The 17,201-nt window shown below is 42.0% G+C and carries 17 protein-coding genes and 1 pseudogene; 12 read left to right on the top strand and 6 right to left on the bottom strand.

The window, feature by feature from the left end; all coding sequences use genetic code 11:
* Positions 1-419: 419 nt before the first annotated feature.
* The 5 genes from hcp to LW728_RS12920 all read left to right on the top strand — a co-directional run bounded on the left by hcp (position 420) and on the right by LW728_RS12920 (position 4,344).
* Positions 420-2,048 carry a hydroxylamine reductase gene (hcp, locus tag LW728_RS12940; protein ID WP_287766904.1) on the top strand — a complete coding sequence of 543 codons (1,629 nt, stop codon included), beginning with the start codon at positions 420-422 and terminating at the stop codon, positions 2,046-2,048.
* Between the two features lie 85 nt (positions 2,049-2,133).
* Entirely contained in the window at positions 2,134-2,850 is a 717-nt protein-coding gene (gene hoxU, locus LW728_RS12935) for a bidirectional hydrogenase complex protein HoxU (RefSeq protein ID WP_287766902.1), read from the top strand.
* An 8-nt stretch (positions 2,851-2,858) separates the two neighbouring features.
* The gene (locus LW728_RS12930; protein WP_287670775.1) at positions 2,859-3,254 is read left to right on the top strand and encodes a hypothetical protein; all 396 of its coding nucleotides are present in this window, start codon (positions 2,859-2,861) and stop codon (positions 3,252-3,254) included.
* A 2-nt stretch (positions 3,255-3,256) separates the two neighbouring features.
* The gene (locus tag LW728_RS12925; protein WP_287766900.1) at positions 3,257-3,718 is read left to right on the top strand and encodes a hypothetical protein; all 462 of its coding nucleotides are present in this window, start codon (positions 3,257-3,259) and stop codon (positions 3,716-3,718) included.
* A gap of 77 nt (positions 3,719-3,795) precedes the next feature.
* Positions 3,796-4,344, top strand: a complete 549-nt coding sequence (locus tag LW728_RS12920) for an NADH-quinone oxidoreductase subunit B family protein (RefSeq protein WP_002740992.1) — start codon at positions 3,796-3,798, stop codon at positions 4,342-4,344.
* A 480-nt stretch (positions 4,345-4,824) separates the two neighbouring features.
* On the opposite strand, the gene recG is transcribed toward LW728_RS12920, so the two are convergent.
* A complete protein-coding gene (gene recG / locus LW728_RS12915) occupies positions 4,825-7,293 on the bottom strand; it encodes an ATP-dependent DNA helicase RecG (protein WP_287766898.1) in 2,469 nt (822 codons plus the stop codon).
* A gap of 67 nt (positions 7,294-7,360) precedes the next feature.
* On the bottom strand, positions 7,361-8,260 hold the full coding sequence (locus LW728_RS12910; protein ID WP_287766896.1) for a hypothetical protein: 900 nt from the start codon (positions 8,258-8,260) through the stop codon (positions 7,361-7,363).
* A gap of 349 nt (positions 8,261-8,609) precedes the next feature.
* Here LW728_RS12910 and hypE point away from each other — a divergent pair, with 349 nt between their 5' ends.
* The 5 genes and pseudogenes from hypE to LW728_RS12885 all read left to right on the top strand — a co-directional run bounded on the left by hypE (position 8,610) and on the right by LW728_RS12885 (position 11,751).
* The gene (hypE, locus tag LW728_RS12905) at positions 8,610-9,680 is read left to right on the top strand and encodes a hydrogenase expression/formation protein HypE (protein ID WP_287766894.1); all 1,071 of its coding nucleotides are present in this window, start codon (positions 8,610-8,612) and stop codon (positions 9,678-9,680) included.
* A 138-nt stretch (positions 9,681-9,818) separates the two neighbouring features.
* The gene (locus LW728_RS12900) at positions 9,819-10,163 is read left to right on the top strand and encodes a hydrogenase maturation nickel metallochaperone HypA/HybF (protein ID WP_002801994.1); all 345 of its coding nucleotides are present in this window, start codon (positions 9,819-9,821) and stop codon (positions 10,161-10,163) included.
* Positions 10,154-10,966: a hydrogenase nickel incorporation protein HypB gene (hypB, locus tag LW728_RS12895; RefSeq protein WP_287766892.1), complete on the top strand. Its 813-nt coding sequence runs from the start codon at positions 10,154-10,156 to the stop codon at positions 10,964-10,966. Before LW728_RS12900 ends, hypB begins: the two co-directional genes overlap by 10 nt.
* Before the next feature lie 300 nt (positions 10,967-11,266).
* Positions 11,267-11,500 (top strand): annotated as a pseudogene (locus tag LW728_RS12890) (helix-turn-helix domain-containing protein); the annotation flags it as partial.
* A gap of 17 nt (positions 11,501-11,517) precedes the next feature.
* Positions 11,518-11,751, top strand: a complete 234-nt coding sequence (locus LW728_RS12885; RefSeq protein ID WP_287766890.1) for a DNA adenine methylase — start codon at positions 11,518-11,520, stop codon at positions 11,749-11,751.
* Positions 11,752-11,860: 109 nt separating this feature from the next.
* Here LW728_RS12885 and LW728_RS12880 read toward each other — a convergent pair whose 3' ends face one another.
* Positions 11,861-12,865: a sulfate/molybdate ABC transporter ATP-binding protein gene (locus LW728_RS12880; RefSeq protein WP_287666111.1), complete on the bottom strand. Its 1,005-nt coding sequence runs from the start codon at positions 12,863-12,865 to the stop codon at positions 11,861-11,863.
* Between the two features lie 285 nt (positions 12,866-13,150).
* On the opposite strand from LW728_RS12880, the gene LW728_RS12875 reads away from it, so the two are divergent.
* Entirely contained in the window at positions 13,151-13,948 is a 798-nt protein-coding gene (locus LW728_RS12875; RefSeq protein ID WP_287666109.1) for a sulfite exporter TauE/SafE family protein, read from the top strand.
* 10 nt (positions 13,949-13,958) lie between these two features.
* Here the strand turns inward: LW728_RS12875 and LW728_RS12870 are convergent, their stop codons facing one another.
* Positions 13,959-14,393, bottom strand: coding sequence for a YidH family protein (locus LW728_RS12870; RefSeq protein WP_061432697.1), 435 nt, complete (start codon positions 14,391-14,393; stop codon positions 13,959-13,961).
* Between the two features lie 330 nt (positions 14,394-14,723).
* Positions 14,724-15,407: a cadmium resistance transporter gene (locus LW728_RS12865; RefSeq protein WP_002801979.1), complete on the bottom strand. Its 684-nt coding sequence runs from the start codon at positions 15,405-15,407 to the stop codon at positions 14,724-14,726.
* 146 nt (positions 15,408-15,553) lie between these two features.
* Between LW728_RS12865 and LW728_RS12860 the strand changes: the two genes are divergently transcribed.
* Complete coding sequence (locus LW728_RS12860) at positions 15,554-16,474, top strand: LysR substrate-binding domain-containing protein (protein WP_287688612.1); 921 nt, start codon at positions 15,554-15,556, stop codon at positions 16,472-16,474.
* Positions 16,475-16,611: 137 nt separating this feature from the next.
* Here the strand turns inward: LW728_RS12860 and LW728_RS12855 are convergent, their stop codons facing one another.
* Positions 16,612-16,953, bottom strand: coding sequence for a type II toxin-antitoxin system HicB family antitoxin (locus LW728_RS12855; protein WP_002767352.1), 342 nt, complete (start codon positions 16,951-16,953; stop codon positions 16,612-16,614).
* Positions 16,954-17,201 lie beyond the last annotated feature (248 nt).

Below are 17,201 nucleotides of genomic sequence, written 5' to 3'. Positions count from 1 at the left end.
TCTATGTCGAAAGCAATCCCATCATCACAGTTAGGCGATAATAACTCTTAAGTTCCAACTTTCTATCCTAATCAGGAGACCGATTGCTATGACACTGGCAAATACCCACCTAAAAATCGAAAATCTCGCTCATTATATCATAAAAATCACAAAAAATACTTAATTTAATAAGACAACTAAATAATTGTTTAATCAGTAATTCTTGAGGAAATCTAAAATCAGAACCCAACTGGCAAAAAAAGTGAGAGAATAAAAACATAGTTCAGAGAGTAGAGGCTGTCAAGACAAGCTTTCCAGTCGTAAAATCCATAATTCCTGCCGGGTGAAGGCCGATAACTAACTTTCAAAAAAGCAGAATTCAATTTAGTAGAAAAAAATCGCAACAATCTGTCAATCTACTGAAAAAAGAGAGAAAACTTATGTTTTGTGAACAATGCGAACAAACCGCTAGTGGTAATGGTTGTCATCAGTGGGGAGCCTGTGGAAAAAGTCCCGAAGTCAACGCCGTTCAAGACTTATTAGTTTATTGTCTGCGGGGATTAGCATCGGTGGTTTTAAAAGCCAAAGAAGCGGCGATATCTACTCGCGAAGCCGATATTTTTACCTGCGAGTCGCTTTTCGCCACCATGACCAATGTTAACTTCGATCAAAGACGTTTTACCGATTATATTCAGCGTTGTTTAGAGATTCGGGAAAATTTAAAAGCACAATTGGGATCGCTGGACTGGTCTGCACTTGCTAACTATCAGCCTAATTTTAATGAGAGTCTAGTCAGCCAAGGTCAAGAAGTATCCTTAGAACTAATTGAAAAAGTGCAAGACCTCGATATTTTTTCCCTAAAGTTAACCGCTATCTACGGAGTTAAAGGTCTGGCTTCCTATACTTTCCACGCTCAGGAATTAGGTCAAGAGGATGACTCAGTTTATCAGGTTATCCAAGAGACTTTAGCGGCGATTGACCGGGGAGATTTAAACCTTAATGATTGGGTGGCAATCTGTCTAAAAGTCGGGGCCGCAAACCTGCGAGCCATGGAATTATTAGATCAAGGTCATACCGAAACCTACGGTCATCCCATACCGACAAATGTTCCCTTAAATCCGCGTCTAGGTAAAGCCATTTTAGTCTCCGGCCATGATATTAAACAATTAGCGGCTTTACTGGCACAAACTGCCAATACTGGGATAACAGTCTACACCCACGGAGAATTATTACCCGCCCACGGTTATCCAAAACTCAAAGAAAAATATCCCCATCTCTACGGTCATTATGGCACCGCCTGGCAAAATCAAACTAAAGAATTTGCTAAGTTTCCGGGGGCAATAGTTTTAACTACTAATTGTCTCATGCCCCCCCACGAAAACTATGAAAGTAAACTCTTTACCCTCGGACCTGTGGGTTATGCCCATATTAACCGCTTAGAAACAGTGGACGGTGCGATCGATTTTAGTCCCGTGATTGCTAAAGCGCAATCATTGCCCGGATTTACTGAAATAAGCGAACCTCGGCAGGTAATGGTGGGATTTGCCCACAATACCGTTCTCAGTGTCGCTGATACGGTGGTTAATGCCCTTAAACAGGGTAAAATCCGTCACTTCTTCCTAGTTGGGGGCTGCGATGGGGCAAAACCCGATCGCAATTACTACACCGAATTTGTGGAACAAGTCCCCGAAGATTGCATCGTTTTAACCCTTGCCTGTGGAAAATTCCGCTTTTTCGACAAACAATTAGGTACTATCGAAGGATTACCCCGGCTGATGGACGTGGGACAATGTAATGATGCCTATAGTGCCATCAAAATCGCCCTAGGATTAGCCAACGCTTTTAACGTTAGCGTCAACGAGATTCCCCTCTCCCTAATTATCTCTTGGTACGAACAAAAAGCGATCGCTGTACTGCTCACCCTGCTACATCTAGGGATGCAAAATATCCGTCTGGGACCAACTTTACCGGCATTTATCTCCCCCAACGTCCTCAAATTCCTCTCCGATACCTATCACCTGCGGCCGATTACCACCCCCGCCAAAGACTTAGCCGATTGTCTAAGTTAAAACTTTCTGTAAAAATCCCACTCTTGGCCACAAATTGTGGCCTATGGGAAGGAGAGGGATATTATCCTCAAGGAGAATAATTTTTATGTCCGTAATCACTTTAAGCATTGATGGTAAAGATGTAGCGATCGAAGCGGGTTCGCGAGTTCTCGCAGCCGCTAGTCAGGTAGGAATAAAAATTCCTGCCCTCTGTCATCTCGATGGGGTTTCTGAAGTGGCTGCCTGTCGCTTATGTTTGGTAGAAATTGAAGGTATTAATAAATTATTACCCGCCTGTGTAACGGAGGTGGCGGAAGGAATGGTGATCCATACCGATACCCCAAAACTGAAAGAATATCGCCGCATGACGGTGGAATTATTATTCGCTGAAGGTAATCACGTTTGTGCGGTTTGTGTGGCTAATGGTAACTGTGAATTGCAAGATTTAGCCATCGAAGTGGGTATGGATCATAGTCGTTTTCCCTACCGTTTTCCCAAGCGAGAAGTCGATATTTCCCATCATCTTTTTGGTATCGATCATAATCGTTGTGTTCTCTGTACCCGTTGTGTGCGAGTCTGTGATGAAATTGAAGGGGCGCACGTTTGGGATCTGGCTTATCGCGGCGAAAAAGATAAAATTATCGCGGGAATGGATCAGCCTTGGGGCAGCGTTTCTGCCTGTACTTCCTGCGGCAAATGTGTTGCCGCTTGTCCAACGGGAGCCATATTCCGCAAGGGTTCCGCCGTTTATGAAAAAGAGGAAGATCGATCAAAGTTGGAATTTTTAGTTAATGCTAGGACTCAACACCAATGGACGCGTTAAAGTAATCGATGGAGGGTGATAATGATCGATGGGCGCATTTAGATATCTACGAGCAGAAATTAACCGTCAAGGTAAGGGAGGACTATGATCAGATTATGGGTAATAATCAAGATATCCTAGAGATTGCTGCCCAATACGAAATATCGGAGATCGATATCCGACGCGCCAAGGATTATGCTTTTGGATCGGGAGTGTCTCGATATCAATTTTTTCCCGAAGGTTTAATGGTAGCAGCTTGGCGAAGACTCGCTGGCGCTCAAGGGAATAATCTTGATCGGATGTTTCTCAATCATGAAATCTACGAATCTGACTTAGTGATTAATCGAGGCTTTTCGCAGCAACAAGCGCATTTACTGGCACAAAAACAATATCCTTGGTCCGATTCAATTCAGCAAACGAGATAATTATGACCACATCACCCGAATCGCAATTTCTGCAAGCCCTAGAAATGTGTCAGTCTCTCTCCAATTTGACGGCGCAATTTTCTAGTATTCCTTGTCGGGTAATTGAAATTTTGTCTGATGTCAGTCAAGAGCCTAGGGTTTTGTATTCGCTCTTAATTAAATATTCTAGAGAGGTGGATTGTGCTTTAGTTGCCCTAGATATTTATGCCAAAAATGCTGATAATTGGCGAGTAAAAGATCGAGATAAAACCTGTTCTCTTGGTTTTGGAGTGAAAGACCATTGCACGATTTTAAGCTGTTTGCTCAATTTCAGTAAACGTCCTTTTTCTTTTATTTCTTATACGGGAAATTTTGCATCAGAGGCGATTATTTTTGAGCTACTTAAAGACTGGAAAAATCTAGATATAGCTCCTTTCTTTGAGGAAAAAATGCAAGAGTTTATCCAGGAGGCAAAAATAGCTTAAAAGAGTATTTCTTTTCGTTTGATCCTTTTGACGAAATTGCAACTCAGCCAAAAAATACCAATCAAGGAATTAAAATTATGTCTAAAATTCGCTTCGCTACTGTCTGGTTAGCTGGTTGTTCGGGATGCCATATGTCCTTCCTCGATTTGGATGAATGGCTGTTAGAATTAGCCGAAAAAGTTGACGTGGTGTATAGTCCCGTCGGCTGCGATCTGAAAACCTATCCGGAAAATGTCGATGTCTGTTTAGTGGAAGGAGCGATCGCTAATCAGGATAATTTAGAACTAATTCATCTAGTCCGTCAAAATACCAAAACCGTCGTTTCTTTTGGTGATTGCGCCGTAACTGCTAACGTTCCCGCTATGCGGAATATGTTAGGAACTGCCGATCCCGTGCTAAAAAGGGCTTATTTAGAGTTAGGAGATAACACCCCTCAACTACCAGAAGAACCCGGTATCGTTCCCGAATTATTAGATCAAGTGCTGCCCGTCCATCAAGTCATTCCCATCGATATTTTTATGCCGGGATGTCCCCCCGATGCGGACAGAATTCGCGAGACATTGATTCCGATTTTAAAAGGGGAATTACCGGTGATGGCAGGACGAGAAATGATTAAATTTGGTTAATTGAATCAGTTATCAGTTATCAGTTATCAGTTATCAGTTATCAGTTATCAGTTATAAGATTTGAGTTTTAAGTTTTGAGTGAGCAGTATGTATTAAGTGAGCCTCATCAAATGCCAGTTTGCTGCTGTCTTTTCGCTGATTATTGATTACTGTTTACTGATTACTGATTGGGTGCATCTCACATTTGTAGAAATACCGACAATCAGCAATTATCAGTGACTCCTAAAGCAGCCGCGTGTAAGCATCCCACCGAAAAACTAATGCGCGGGGGGTTTGGGGGCGGCGCCACGCCCCCAACGGGGGGTTTGGGGGGTAGAACCCCCCAAAAGCTTGGATTGAGTGAGAAAATCGGAAGTAATAGTAAATCCGTTGAGTATGGGCTACATATCAAGAGAGGCACTCCTGCAAAACGGAGAATAAATAATCAGTTTTTAATAACTGGATTTAGTATTACTGTTTACTGATCACTGAACATCTAAATCAAGTTAAAATATCCGCTCCCAACATCCGTTGATATTTAGCTTCTAAGGCTTGTTTCAAATTGGGCAAAGTGATTAAATGGGGATCATCTAACATAATTTTTTCGGCGGCATCTCTTGCCAAAACTAACACCTCTTGATCCTCGACTAAACTAGCGAGGGCAAAATCTGGTAAACCCGATTGTCGTTGTCCTAAAACTTCCCCCGGACCGCGAAATCGCATATCCATTTCCGAGATAAAAAAGCCGTCTTGGGATTGTTCCAAAACCGTCAATCTTTGACGGGAATTAGCACTATTAGTCCCACTTAAAAGTAAACAGTAGGATTGATGGGAACCTCTGCCCACGCGCCCCCGTAATTGATGCAATTGTGAAAGGCCAAAACGTTCGGCATTTTCAATTAACATCACCGTGGCATTGGGAACATCCACCCCCACTTCGATAACCGTAGTTGAGACAATAATTTGCAGAATATTATCGCGAAAAGCTGTTAAGATTTCCTCTTTTTCGGCGGAACTCATGCGACCATGGAGTAAACCGATATTAAAATTGGGAAAAATCTTTTCTGATAAATTTTGATATTCTTCCACCGCAGCTCTAACATCTAATTTTTCCGATTCTTCAATCAAGGGAAAAATCACATAAGCTTGTCTGCCTTGGGCAATTTCACGGCGAATTAAATCATAGGCAGCCCTTCTTTGATTCCCATTTAAAGCGGTGGTTTGAATCGGTTGCCTGCCGGGGGGTAATTCGTCAATTTGACTCACATCTAAATCCCCATGTAGGGTTAAAGCTAAAGTACGGGGAATCGGTGTTGCTGTCATGGTTAAAACGTGGGGAGACTCTCCTTTGCTTAATAATCTTGCCCTTTGTTGTACCCCAAAGCGATGCTGTTCATCAATAACAACTAAACCTAATTTGCGGAAATTAACTGCATCTTGAATTAGGGCATGAGTTCCCACTAAAAGTGGTAATTCTCCTGTCTCTAATTGGGCGTGAATTTCTCGCCGTTTAGCGGTTTTTGTGGAACCAGTTAATAATTCTACGGGTAAATGTAAGAGATTAAACCAGCTAACTAACTTACGATAATGTTGTTCTGCTAAAACTTCCGTGGGAGCCATTAATGCCGCTTGATAACCAGATTGTAGGGCTGCTAAAATAGCATAAACTCCGACAATTGTTTTGCCAGAACCCACATCCCCCTGCACGAGACGATTCATCGGGGTGCTAGAATCTAAATCCTCTAAAATTTCCTCAATAACTCGTTTTTGAGCATTGGTTAATTGAAAGGGAATTATCTGATTAAATTGATCAATTAGTTGACCCCTAGCACTAAAAATAGCACTTTTCTGTGTCTGACGATACTGTTGCCGCCGCCGCAGAAAACCCAATTGTAAAAAGAAGAATTCATCAAAGACTAATCGCCGTCGCGCTTGACTGAGAATCTCGGCATTATTAGGGAAATGAATGTTAGTAATTGCTGTTTTTAAATCGATTAATCCGTATTGTTTTCTTAGACCGAAAGGCAAGGGATCTTTTATCGCCTCTACTGCCCCAAAAGCGGCGACTACAGCCTTTCTAATTAGGTCGGCGGGTACTCCATCGGTGAGGGGATAAACTGGCAGAATACGCCCGATTTTTAAGGACTCAATACTTGCCCCAGAACTGTCTAATAATTCAAATTCAGGATTTTCTAAAGTTAACCCATATTTTCCCGCTTTGACTAAACCACTAACCGCCACCACAGAACCGACGGGATAGAGTTTTTTTTGTCCTTCTTGCCAAGCACGATTATTATAGCGAGTTCCCGCATAAAAACGGTTTAATTTTATCTGTCCAGTGCGATCCTGTAAGAGCAATTCAAAGATAGCTAACTTGGTATTTTTGGGGCTATTAAAACAATTACAGCGCTTGACATTCCCCACTAAAGTTACCGTTTCCCCCTCGGTTAAATTAGCGATATTGACTTGACGACTGTAATCCACATGATCCCGGGGATAATAATATAATAAATCTTCAACTTTGTGGAGGTTTAATCTTTCTAAAAGACTGGCTTTTCTCTCTCCCACTTCCGCTAGATATTTCAAGGGTTGTTCGAGGGTAACTTGCCGTGGAGAATTAGTCTTTGCCGTGATGGGAGTGGTATTAATAATTTTCGCCGCAGCTGGTTCTTTTGGGGTGGGGGTTGCTTCTAAAGTTTGCCGTAATTGTTGCAAAAAATTGCGAGTTTCGGTGACTAATTGTTGTCTTTGTCTGGGATTAAACTGGGAATATTGGGCAAATTTTTGGGCTAATTCTCGCCAGCGATTTCTCTCACTGGTGGCAATTCCCACGGGAGGATTATCCCCGAAACTAAGACACAAAAACTCGCTAAAACGGTATTGATTTCCCTGAAGATCTGGATAACCTTTTTCCGCTTCTACAGATAAGGCTTTTTGTAATCTCACCCAGTCGGGTATTTCCCCTTTCATAATTGCCTCTTGATTCCAAATTTCCTAGTGTTATGTTTCCCTAATACCTCTGTTTAATTATAACTGATTAATCATACCAACTACTGCGCCACGCCGCTTCCGCTTGAGCGATAGTATATTCTTTGCGAAGGTGATGATATTGTTTACCTAGACGATTTAATTGTTCCCAAAGGGAGCGAATTTGATTTCTTTCGACACTTAAGCGCGCATCAGCAAATTCTAGTTCAGCCATTCGTAGATGAATCGCCGTTACTTTAGTGACTTTGCCACTTGAAAAATCATGATCATCCCCATCATCTTCATCTTCATCTTCATCTTTTTCTTCCTCTGGTTCAGGGTTTTTAGCTTCTACTAAAATGTTTAACATATTATTTCCTCCACCTAGGGATTGTCCCTCTTCTCCCGCTTGAATTGCCATATCGATAATTTGACTGGGTAGATGAGGGGGAATAATATAGGCTTTTTGTAGTTGCTGATTAATTTGTTTAGAGAGATGATTGAGAATCTCGATACAGTTTTTTTCCAGGACTCGACAACAATAAAGCAAAATATCGGGGTTATTAATCTCTCCAGTTGCGGCTAGATTTTCCCGTTTGTCTAGAAAAAGCTTCAAGAAATCTGGGGTGTTAACTGTCTCTGCTGGACTTTTAGAGAATCCTACCCCTGAAAATGCCCCTCGATTGAAGCTCTGTTCGCCCAATTGCTGTAAACTGGCTTTAGCCTCTTGTCCTAGAGCTTTGATCTCCTCTTGTAGTTTCTGACGATTGCTGTGGGAGAGGGCCAGAAATTCCCCCCCATAGTAACGGGTACAGATATAATACACTGCCCCGATCGCCTGTTTATAGAGAGATTCACCGAGTAAATCAAGATAAATTCGGTATTTTTCTCGCATTCTTTCGGCTAAATTTGCCACTTCCGTTTCTATGTTCTTTAAATCTTGTTGTAGCTTGTTCAGTCTTCCAGTCATAGAAATTTTACCGAGGGAGAAGTTAGCGATCGGCGAATTCTATTATAGCGACTCACTGTCAGCTATAGCACCCTGACATGGGGGAGATGCTCAGACGAAAAGAAGGTAAACTGGAATCTGTGCCGCGTTGATCGTCTTTAAATTTCACTGTAGAACGAATTGCTCAAGTCTTGGACTTAACTGTAGAAAAAGTGCGAGAAATACCAGAAACCCATAAAGATAATCTAGCAGTAAGCTATGACAGCGTTTCTGATCAAGATCAAGTGTAACCTAATTTACTATCGACCACCGACTCCCCAAAACGAAAACTTTCTACCTCACCATCAAGATAACTGCTCTACTTAAATTTATGACTAGCAATCCTTCAGCTTCTTTAAAATTAAAAAAAACAAAAATTACCGACACAAATATCACTCTCTCCCATGGCAGTGGTGGCAAAGCAATGCGGGATTTAATTAACGAGATATTCGTTAATAATTTTGATAATAACTTACTGGCAACCCTTGAAGATCAAGCACGATTTGAGATTAAAGATTTGGCTAAAATAGGCGATCGCTTGGCATTTACCACCGATTCCTATGTGGTTTCTCCCCTATTCTTTCCGGGGGGTGATATTGGCAGTTTAGCAGTCAATGGAACCGTTAATGATTTGGCTGTCGGTGGGGCAATTCCTCTCTATCTCAGTTGTAGTTTTATCCTCGAAGAAGGTTTATCTATCGACACCCTAAAAACCATCGTTACTAGCATGAAAATAGCCGCCGAAAAAGCAGCGGTAAAAATCGTCACTGGGGATACAAAAGTCGTTTCTAAGGGACAAGGGGATCAAATATTTATTAATACCTCTGGAGTGGGGGTAATTCCAGCCGGAATCAATTCCGGGGCGAATAATTTACAAGTTGGCGATCGCATTTTGATTAACGGTTTTCTGGGGGATCACGGAGCCGCCATTCTGATTGCTAGGGGCGAATTAGACCTACAATGCACAATCGAAAGCGATTGTCAAGCCCTGAATTCTTTAATTTCTGCAATTCTGGCCGTTTGCCCGGAAGTTAAAGCGATGCGGGATGCCACTAGGGGCGGATTAGCCACGGTTTTAACCGAATTTGCCCAAAGTTCAGGGGTGGGAATACAGGTACAGGAAACGGCGATCCCCATCCGGGAAGAAGTGCGAGGAATGTGCGAATTATTGGGCTTAGAACCGCTTTATCTGGCAAATGAGGGCAAATTAGTCCTTGTCGTGCCACCAGAGGCGGAAAATCGCGTTTTAGCAGTGATGCGCTCCCATCCTGACGGTAAAAATGCCGCTTCTATCGGGGAAGTCGTCGCTTCTCCCCCCAATTTAGTTTACTTAAAAACCGCTTTCGGCACTAAAAGGATTCTCGATATGTTAGTCGGTGAACAATTACCGAGAATATGTTAATTAGACAGAAGACAGTTTTAAAGGAAAAAGTGAAAACTAAAAAAACAGATAGTTGGGGTTTTGGGGTTTTAGTTGAAATTTCCCTGCTCTCTTCTCCCTGATAACTGATAACTGATAACTGATAACTGATAACTGAAAATGCACGAACTAGGAATCACCCAAAATATTATCGAACTTGCCTTAGAACATTCCCGAGGAATGAAAGTTAAGCGCGTGGTGTTAGAGATTGGTAAACTAACGGCAATTATGCCAGAATCGATCGCTTTTTGTTTTGATACCTGTTGTCAAGGTACTAATATAGAGGGGGCAATGTTAGAGATTCTGGAAATTTCTGGTTTAGGACAGTGCCAAGATTGCGGAAATGAGCTAGAACTAGAATATCCCTACGGAATCTGCGAGCGATGTGGTAGTCGTAATATAATCATTTTACAGGGTCAAGAATTAAATCTTAAATCGTTGGAGACAGAATCCTTATGTGTGTAACCTGTGGTTGTTCTGATAACTCGGAAGTGACGGTAACTAATCCGCAAACGGGAACCCATGAACATATTTTAGCCGATGGTACTGTTATTAGTCATAGCCATCACGATCACGATCATGAGCATCCCCATCATCCTGCGGAAATTCACGCTCAAATTCATGGTAACATTCTCCAAGTTGAGCAAAATCTGCTGGCAAAAAATAATCTATTAGCGGCACAAAATCGCGGTTGGTTGAAGGGGAGAAAAACTGTTGCCCTTAATCTGGTTTCTTCCCCCGGTTCGGGAAAAACTACCCTGTTAACTCGCACAATTGCCGATTTAAAAACCGCTATTCCTATCAGTGTGATTGAGGGAGATCAAGCTACAGCTAATGATGCCCAAAAAATTAGTGAAACCGGTTGCCAAGTCGTTCAAATTAATACCGGAACAGGTTGTCATTTAGAAGCATCAATGGTAGAGAGAGGATTAATCGAACTCGATCCACCGATGAATTCTTTAGTGATGATCGAAAATGTCGGTAATCTAGTTTGTCCTGCTTTATTTGATTTGGGAGAAAATGCCAAAGTTGTCATTCTTTCCGTCACCGAAGGAGAAGATAAACCGATTAAATATCCCTATATGTTCCACGCTTCTCAAGTCATGATCTTGACAAAAATAGACCTACTACCCTACGTTAATTTTAACCTCGATCGCTGTTTAGATTACGCCTATCAAGTTAATCCCAATCTGAAAGTTTTTCAAGTTTCCGCTACCACTGGAGAAGGTTTAGATGCTTGGTACAGCTGGTTAAAATCGCTGGTTTAAGTTAAGCAGTAACACACCAAAAAAGTTCAGTCTAACCCAAGGAAAAATGACCCTAGCACTTGATCAAAATATTTATAATCAACTGTTGACTAAATTTCAACCCAAGATTATTGAAAATGAGGAAGAATAAGTAGGTAGGCGTTAAAAATTATCAGACACCCCCCTTATCAAGGGGGGACTAAGGGGGGATCGGCACCCCCCTTATCAAGGGGGGACTAAGGGGGGATCGGCACCCCCCTTATCAAGGGGGGACTAAGGGGGGATCGAACCTAAAATCCATTTTTAATTTAATTATAACCAGCTACAATTATTAAGGATTTTGATGCCAAACAACCTCAACCCGAACCAGCTTCACCGAGGGAAGTATTATTACACTTAATGTCAGCTAACAACATGAAACAAGCTGATTTAGTTGGTAAAATTGGTTCTAAGGGTGTGGTTTCAGAAATTGTTAAAGGCAAGCGATCGATTAGTAAAGCTCAAGGGAAAATTTTAGGAGAGATTTTCAATGTTTCCCCCAGTGTATTCATTTAATTATCTATTAGTTGTTAATGAAAACAACCGTCATTGTTCCCCCGATTAAATGTCAAGGTATCAAAACTAAACTGGTATCATCAATCAAAAGTTTAGCAGATCATCAAAACTTTGATCGCTGGATAGAACCCTTTTGTGGCCTGGAGTTGGTAGCTTTTAATTTATACGAAATCCAGTTATTAAAAACTGATTATTTATTGCCTCTCCTGATATGTAGCCTATACTCAACGGATTTAGTATTATTTGCATAAGACTCCTAGGGGTGTGTAGGGACATGATGCGAAGCTAGTAGCAGCCTTGTGCATTCATGACCCTACACCTATTGGGACCTTCGTCAGGCACTAACAATAAGGCTGACTTTTAGGCAAAAACGCGAGCATCCCGAGGACGAACATAAACTTGTTCCCCGACCTTGAGATGCAATTGATCCAGTTGTTCTCGATTCAGATGGGCAATCAGGAGAGAGCGATCGGGTAGAATTAATTCCACATCGATGGCCCAACCCAGATGGATAATGCGCTCGACTTTTGCCGCAATACTAGACCCATTGGGAGAAGAGAGAATTTCCAGGTCGTGGGGACGAATAAAAATCTTGACTCCGTTAGTACCCCCCCCAAGCTGCTCGAACAGTGCAGCCGAGGTCGGTGGTAAAACATTCACCCGGCCGATAAAACTCATCACAAAAGCAGAGGCAGGATGATCGTACACCTGATCGGGAGTCCCCACCTGTTCGATTTTACCCTCATTGAAAATTACGATCTCGTCGGCCACTTCCATGGCTTCCTCTTGGTCGTGGGTGACAAAAACACTGGTGACATGGACTTCCTCGTGTAACTGTCGCAACCAAACCCGCAGCTCTTTTCTAACTTTGGCATCCAAGGCCCCAAAAGGCTCATCTAATAATAATACTTCCGGTTCTACCGCTAAGGCCCGGGCCAGGGCAACCCGTTGACGTTGACCCCCGGATAGTTGGGCCGGATAGCGATCGCCTAATCCCTGCAATTGAATTAAACTCAAGAGACTGTCCACTCGTTTTTGAATGTAGTCGGGGGTAGCTTTGCGGATATTTAAACCGAAAGCGATATTCTGACGCACCGTCAGGTGTTTAAAAAGCGCATAATGCTGAAAAACAAAGCCAATATTCCTTTTTCTGACATTTAAATGGGTTGTGTCTTTGCCGTTGATGATAATTTTGCCTGTGTCGGGGGGTTCTAATCCTGCGATCGCTCTCAGGAGGGTGGTTTTTCCCGAACCGGACGGCCCCAGCAGTGCCACCAGACGATTCGATTTGATCTCTAGGTTGATGTGGTCTAAAGCGGTAAAGGTGCCGAATTTTTTCGATACTTGCTCGATGATGATACTCACGGTAGCTAATCCTCTGGCAAAAAAATGTATAGGGTTTGACCGTATTTTAACTACAATTCAATCTCAATCGTATTAAAATACAATTACATTTTACAATATAGCGAAAAAATTAAGTTTCGATTCGGGAGATTACTGGTTATAAACCGAGACTAAAAAGATTAAACAGCGATAAAAGCTTACTATTACTCTTTTTTACTCTTTTAGTCGGTTCTAAAGGCTTAATTAACTAATTTTGTCCCTTAACTACCAGAAACACACCGGAGAAAAGAGACGACTGAGGCAAAAATGGACTATTCTTTATTGACAATATTTAGCTTTTTTATCGGAATTATCGTGGGATTAACGGGAATTGGCGGTTCATCCTTGATTACACCCCTATTGATCTTTGTATTTCAGGTTCCCGCTACCACCGCAGTGGGTTCCGATGTGGTAGCGGCCGGATTGATGAAAGTGGTCGGCACTGTTCGTCACTGGCAACAGCAAACGATCGAGTTAGAAGTGGTAAAATGGCTAGTAATTGGCAGTGTACCCGGTTCTCTGTTAGGATTAGTCGGTTTTCGCTATTTTCAGCAGAATAGCTCCCTCAATCTCGATCAATGGTTGCCTCCTATCATCGGTCTTGTCTTGATGATCGTGACTGTCCTAGCGGCCCTAGAACTACTAATCTCCTTATTTTTTCCCGATTTGTCCCCTTGGTCCTGGCCAAAATTAGATTTAACCACTCGCTCCGGTCAGATAAAAACAACGATATTAGGGGCAGTTTTAGGCTATTTGGTCGGTTTAACCAGTATTTCCAGTGGTTCCTTATTTGCATTGGTCTTGATGACCTTTTTTCACCTTGATTCTCGCAAATTAGTCGGCACAGATCTATCGCAAGCGTCCATCCTCTTAACCTGTACTTCCATTGGTCATCTGGGATTAGGAACGGTAGATTGGAATCTGGTACTTCCTATCTGGTTGGGTGGAATACCGGGGGTGGTAGTGGGAGCAAGATTATCGGAATATTTCCCCAAAAATGCCCTAAAAATACTGCTTTATACTATTCTAGTCACGGTCAGTTGGCGCTTACTCCAACCCACCTAACCCCCATAGTTCACTCGAAAGTCATCATACTACCCATCAACAGATCGGGACTGGTGGCGACAAAATAGATAATTCCCGCACCGAGAATAACGATCGCTAAACTAAATAGTACCACCCATCGATCGGCTGGTTCATAGGTATCTTCATCTATATCTCGTCTGACTGTAAAATAATGGGCCGTGGTCAAAAATACGGTCAATAAACCCACTAAAGCAAACATTAAGCCCAATTTCCAACCATAACCGGGCCGGGGAACCAGAGGAGGATGAAAGGCCCGTAAACGCAGGATAACCATACCAAAACCCATTAATGCGATCGCTGTTCGCATCCAAGACAGATAGGTGCGTTCATTGGCCAGATGATCGCGGACTCGATTGGGATTGACTTTTTTCGGTGTAATGCTGGTCTTGCTTTCCGTCACTGGCGATTTGAGAAAAAATAACATGATCGAGATGGCTAGGGGTCGGTTTCAAGTTGACCGCTTGATAAGATGATGTTATTCTATGGCACTTGAGTTATAGATGGTATGGAAAAAATCTAAAATATATTTTTAGATGTATTTGTATTGAATCAAAAATCAAATAGAGTTTGCTCAATAAATCTAAAAACCTTGTTGGGTAAGACTTTTAGACTTTTTGTCAACCAAAAAGTACCAGATTGGGGAGTGATCGGGGGGAAAATGCAGGTACTTTTTCCCTGAAAATCGCTAAAACCCTACACCCTACACCCTACACCCTACACCCTGCCCCCACCGAAAAACTTTTTGCCGCAAACCCTAAATAGATTCTGCTTGTTGCTGGAAAAGCGCCCATCCATAGCTTAAGGATAGGGCCAAGAAAGCGAGGGGAAGACTTTCCTTGATTATAAACACACCCAAACCGATCAACACACAGGGGACAAAGTGGCTGCCGTGACTGGTAATTAAATTAGCGATCGCCGGTAATTGGGTTAACTGATGAGCAGTAAAACACCAAACACCCACCAAGATCAGAAAAACGCTGACGATAGTGACTAAATTTTGCCAAGTATTACTAGCAAACAGAGGCAGATAAATCCCTATATTATCACTGCCATTGGCGATGGTAATTGCCGCCACAGCGCCGGTTTGAGGGGAAAACCAGGCCGCCAAGGGAAAATAAGGTGCTGATTCTACAGCGACCTCCACATTATTATCCGTCTCGGTTTCTTCTCGCTGCCAGAGACTCCGAATCCCGAAAATCACGGGTAACAGACCGAGAAAACGAATCCACTGAGCCGGAATCAAGAAACTCCCGAAAAAGCCAGTTAAACTCGCCAAAATCAGCAGGATAAAGCCTAAATACTGACCGATAACGATATGACGACGGCGAAAAAGTTTATTGACCTGGGTAAAAAGAATCGTCAAAATCAGGATGTCATCGAGATTAGTGGCAATAAAGGCCGCTATTGCTGTGGATATGGCAGTAATCATGGTGGTCATAGGATTTTTTTCTTAATCGGCTCTTCTGATCTCGATCGCCCTACTTCTACTCTAGAAAGAGCCATTAATAAAATCAAATATTCTTTCTTGTTGATTTAATAAATTAAAATGATGGAAAGACCAATAGAGACGGAAAACCCATTGCCATGGCCAGAATGACCCTAGATCAACTGGAAATCTTTCTAGCGACTGCTGAACATCTCCACTTCACCAAAGCAGCAGAAGCTTTATATATCACCCAACCGGCCGTCAGTGCCGCCATTGCCTCCCTAGAAAATGAATACGGGGTGAAATTATTCCATCGCGTCGGTCGTCACATCGAGATCACGGAAACAGGACGTTTACTGCAATTAGAAGCGCAACGCATTCTCACCCAGGTAACTTTGACAGAAAGGGGATTGGCGGAATTCAACGACTTGCAACGGGGAGAACTACAATTAGGGTCGAGTTTGACTATTGGTAACTATTGGCTGCCGGCAAAAATTAGCGATTTTCAGGAGCGCTATCCAGCAATTAAGATCAACTGCACCCTAGCTAATACGGAAGAAATCTGTCTGGGTACGGCTAACGGACGTTTTGACCTAGCATTAATCGAGGGAGAAGTCAAGAGTGATTTAACACATTGTTTAGAACAGGAGATCGTCGGCAGCGATCGCTTATTAATCATTGTCGGACGTTCTCATCCCTGGTATAAAAGAGAGGCGATCGAATTGCCGGAATTAGTGGAAACCCCTTGGGTAATGCGAGAATCGGGATCGGGAACTCAACAAAGATTCGAGGAAGCTTTACAGAATTGGGGCATCGATTTACGCACATTAAAGGTGACTTTGCTGTTAAATACGGGGGAAATGGTGAAAGCAATCATCGAGAATAGTTTGGCAGCGGCCGGCATTTCCGAATTAATGGTTCAAAAGGAATTAGAATTAGGCACATTGCGATCGATTCGAGTCATCGATACTTCCAGTTCATACCCTCGTTATCTCGAATTTATGCGCCCTTTTTTAAAAATAAAACACCGTCAGCGCTTTCAACCCCGGGTCTGTCAAGTTTTCGAGCAGATGTTGTAATCTGATAGCAATCACCGAAAATTAACTAGAGCAAAAATAAAGATATGTAGGGGAAATTATTTTTGGCAAAAGAGATGGGGAATGAGGTAATATAAATCTCTCCTTTTAACTCTCAAAAATTGTCATCTATAATATTTTTAGCCGACAAGTTCTTGGGCTTTCTGAGAAAGAACCTCATCCATCCAAGCATTGATACTTTTACCTTTTTTAGTTGCTGCTAAATAGATTTTACGATGAATTTCGGGGGTTGTTTGATAAGGTAGCTTTCCTGAAAAAGGTTGATCGGGTTCTTCTCCTAATTCTTGGCAAAATTCTAGATAGTCATCAACAGATTCATGAAAACACTGTACAGCTTCTTCAATAGTTTTGCCGTGAAAAGTAATCACATCTTTAATGTCAATGACGATTCCAGAGATCAGATTATCGTCAAAGTCAATTTCAAATTTACCTGTATATCCTTTATAAGTTGTGGTGTACATAGTTTTTGTTTCTCTCAATAAATAATCAATAATTGAGGCAATTAAATGATATTAGCATTTTCTAAAAAGAGGCGTATATCCTTGTCTGAATTGCATTCAGAACTCGCTGTTGCTTTTTTTTCATTGAGTAAGGTTCAGTAACTTTTTTTCGTATTATATCAGTATTTTTAGAAAAAGGAAGACTCTCTACGGTATTATTTAATCTATCAATAGGATTGGTTTGAACCCTTTACTTGTAATGCTGATTC

This window comes from Microcystis sp. 49638_E5, assembly GCF_021300285.1.
GTDB lineage: Bacteria > Cyanobacteriota > Cyanobacteriia > Cyanobacteriales > Microcystaceae > Microcystis > Microcystis aeruginosa_C.
This window is presented reverse-complemented; position numbering and strand designations above follow the sequence as displayed.

Excerpts from the sequence above, each read along its gene's own strand:
- hcp (WP_287766904.1), top strand. The coding sequence starts at position 420 with ATGTTTTGTGAACAATGCGAACAAACCGCTAGTGGTAATGGTTGTCAT.
- hoxU (WP_287766902.1), top strand. The coding sequence starts at position 2,134 with ATGTCCGTAATCACTTTAAGCATTGATGGTAAAGATGTAGCGATCGAA.
- LW728_RS12930 (WP_287670775.1), top strand. The coding sequence starts at position 2,859 with ATGGAGGGTGATAATGATCGATGGGCGCATTTAGATATCTACGAGCAG.
- LW728_RS12925 (WP_287766900.1), top strand. The coding sequence starts at position 3,257 with ATGACCACATCACCCGAATCGCAATTTCTGCAAGCCCTAGAAATGTGT.
- LW728_RS12920 (WP_002740992.1), top strand. The coding sequence starts at position 3,796 with ATGTCTAAAATTCGCTTCGCTACTGTCTGGTTAGCTGGTTGTTCGGGA.
- recG (WP_287766898.1), bottom strand. The coding sequence starts at position 7,293 with ATGAAAGGGGAAATACCCGACTGGGTGAGATTACAAAAAGCCTTATCT.
- LW728_RS12910 (WP_287766896.1), bottom strand. The coding sequence starts at position 8,260 with ATGACTGGAAGACTGAACAAGCTACAACAAGATTTAAAGAACATAGAA.
- hypE (WP_287766894.1), top strand. The coding sequence starts at position 8,610 with ATGACTAGCAATCCTTCAGCTTCTTTAAAATTAAAAAAAACAAAAATT.
- LW728_RS12900 (WP_002801994.1), top strand. The coding sequence starts at position 9,819 with ATGCACGAACTAGGAATCACCCAAAATATTATCGAACTTGCCTTAGAA.
- hypB (WP_287766892.1), top strand. The coding sequence starts at position 10,154 with ATGTGTGTAACCTGTGGTTGTTCTGATAACTCGGAAGTGACGGTAACT.
- LW728_RS12885 (WP_287766890.1), top strand. The coding sequence starts at position 11,518 with ATGAAAACAACCGTCATTGTTCCCCCGATTAAATGTCAAGGTATCAAA.
- LW728_RS12875 (WP_287666109.1), top strand. The coding sequence starts at position 13,151 with ATGGACTATTCTTTATTGACAATATTTAGCTTTTTTATCGGAATTATC.
- LW728_RS12870 (WP_061432697.1), bottom strand. The coding sequence starts at position 14,393 with ATGTTATTTTTTCTCAAATCGCCAGTGACGGAAAGCAAGACCAGCATT.
- LW728_RS12865 (WP_002801979.1), bottom strand. The coding sequence starts at position 15,407 with ATGACCACCATGATTACTGCCATATCCACAGCAATAGCGGCCTTTATT.
- LW728_RS12860 (WP_287688612.1), top strand. The coding sequence starts at position 15,554 with ATGGCCAGAATGACCCTAGATCAACTGGAAATCTTTCTAGCGACTGCT.
- LW728_RS12855 (WP_002767352.1), bottom strand. The coding sequence starts at position 16,953 with ATGTACACCACAACTTATAAAGGATATACAGGTAAATTTGAAATTGAC.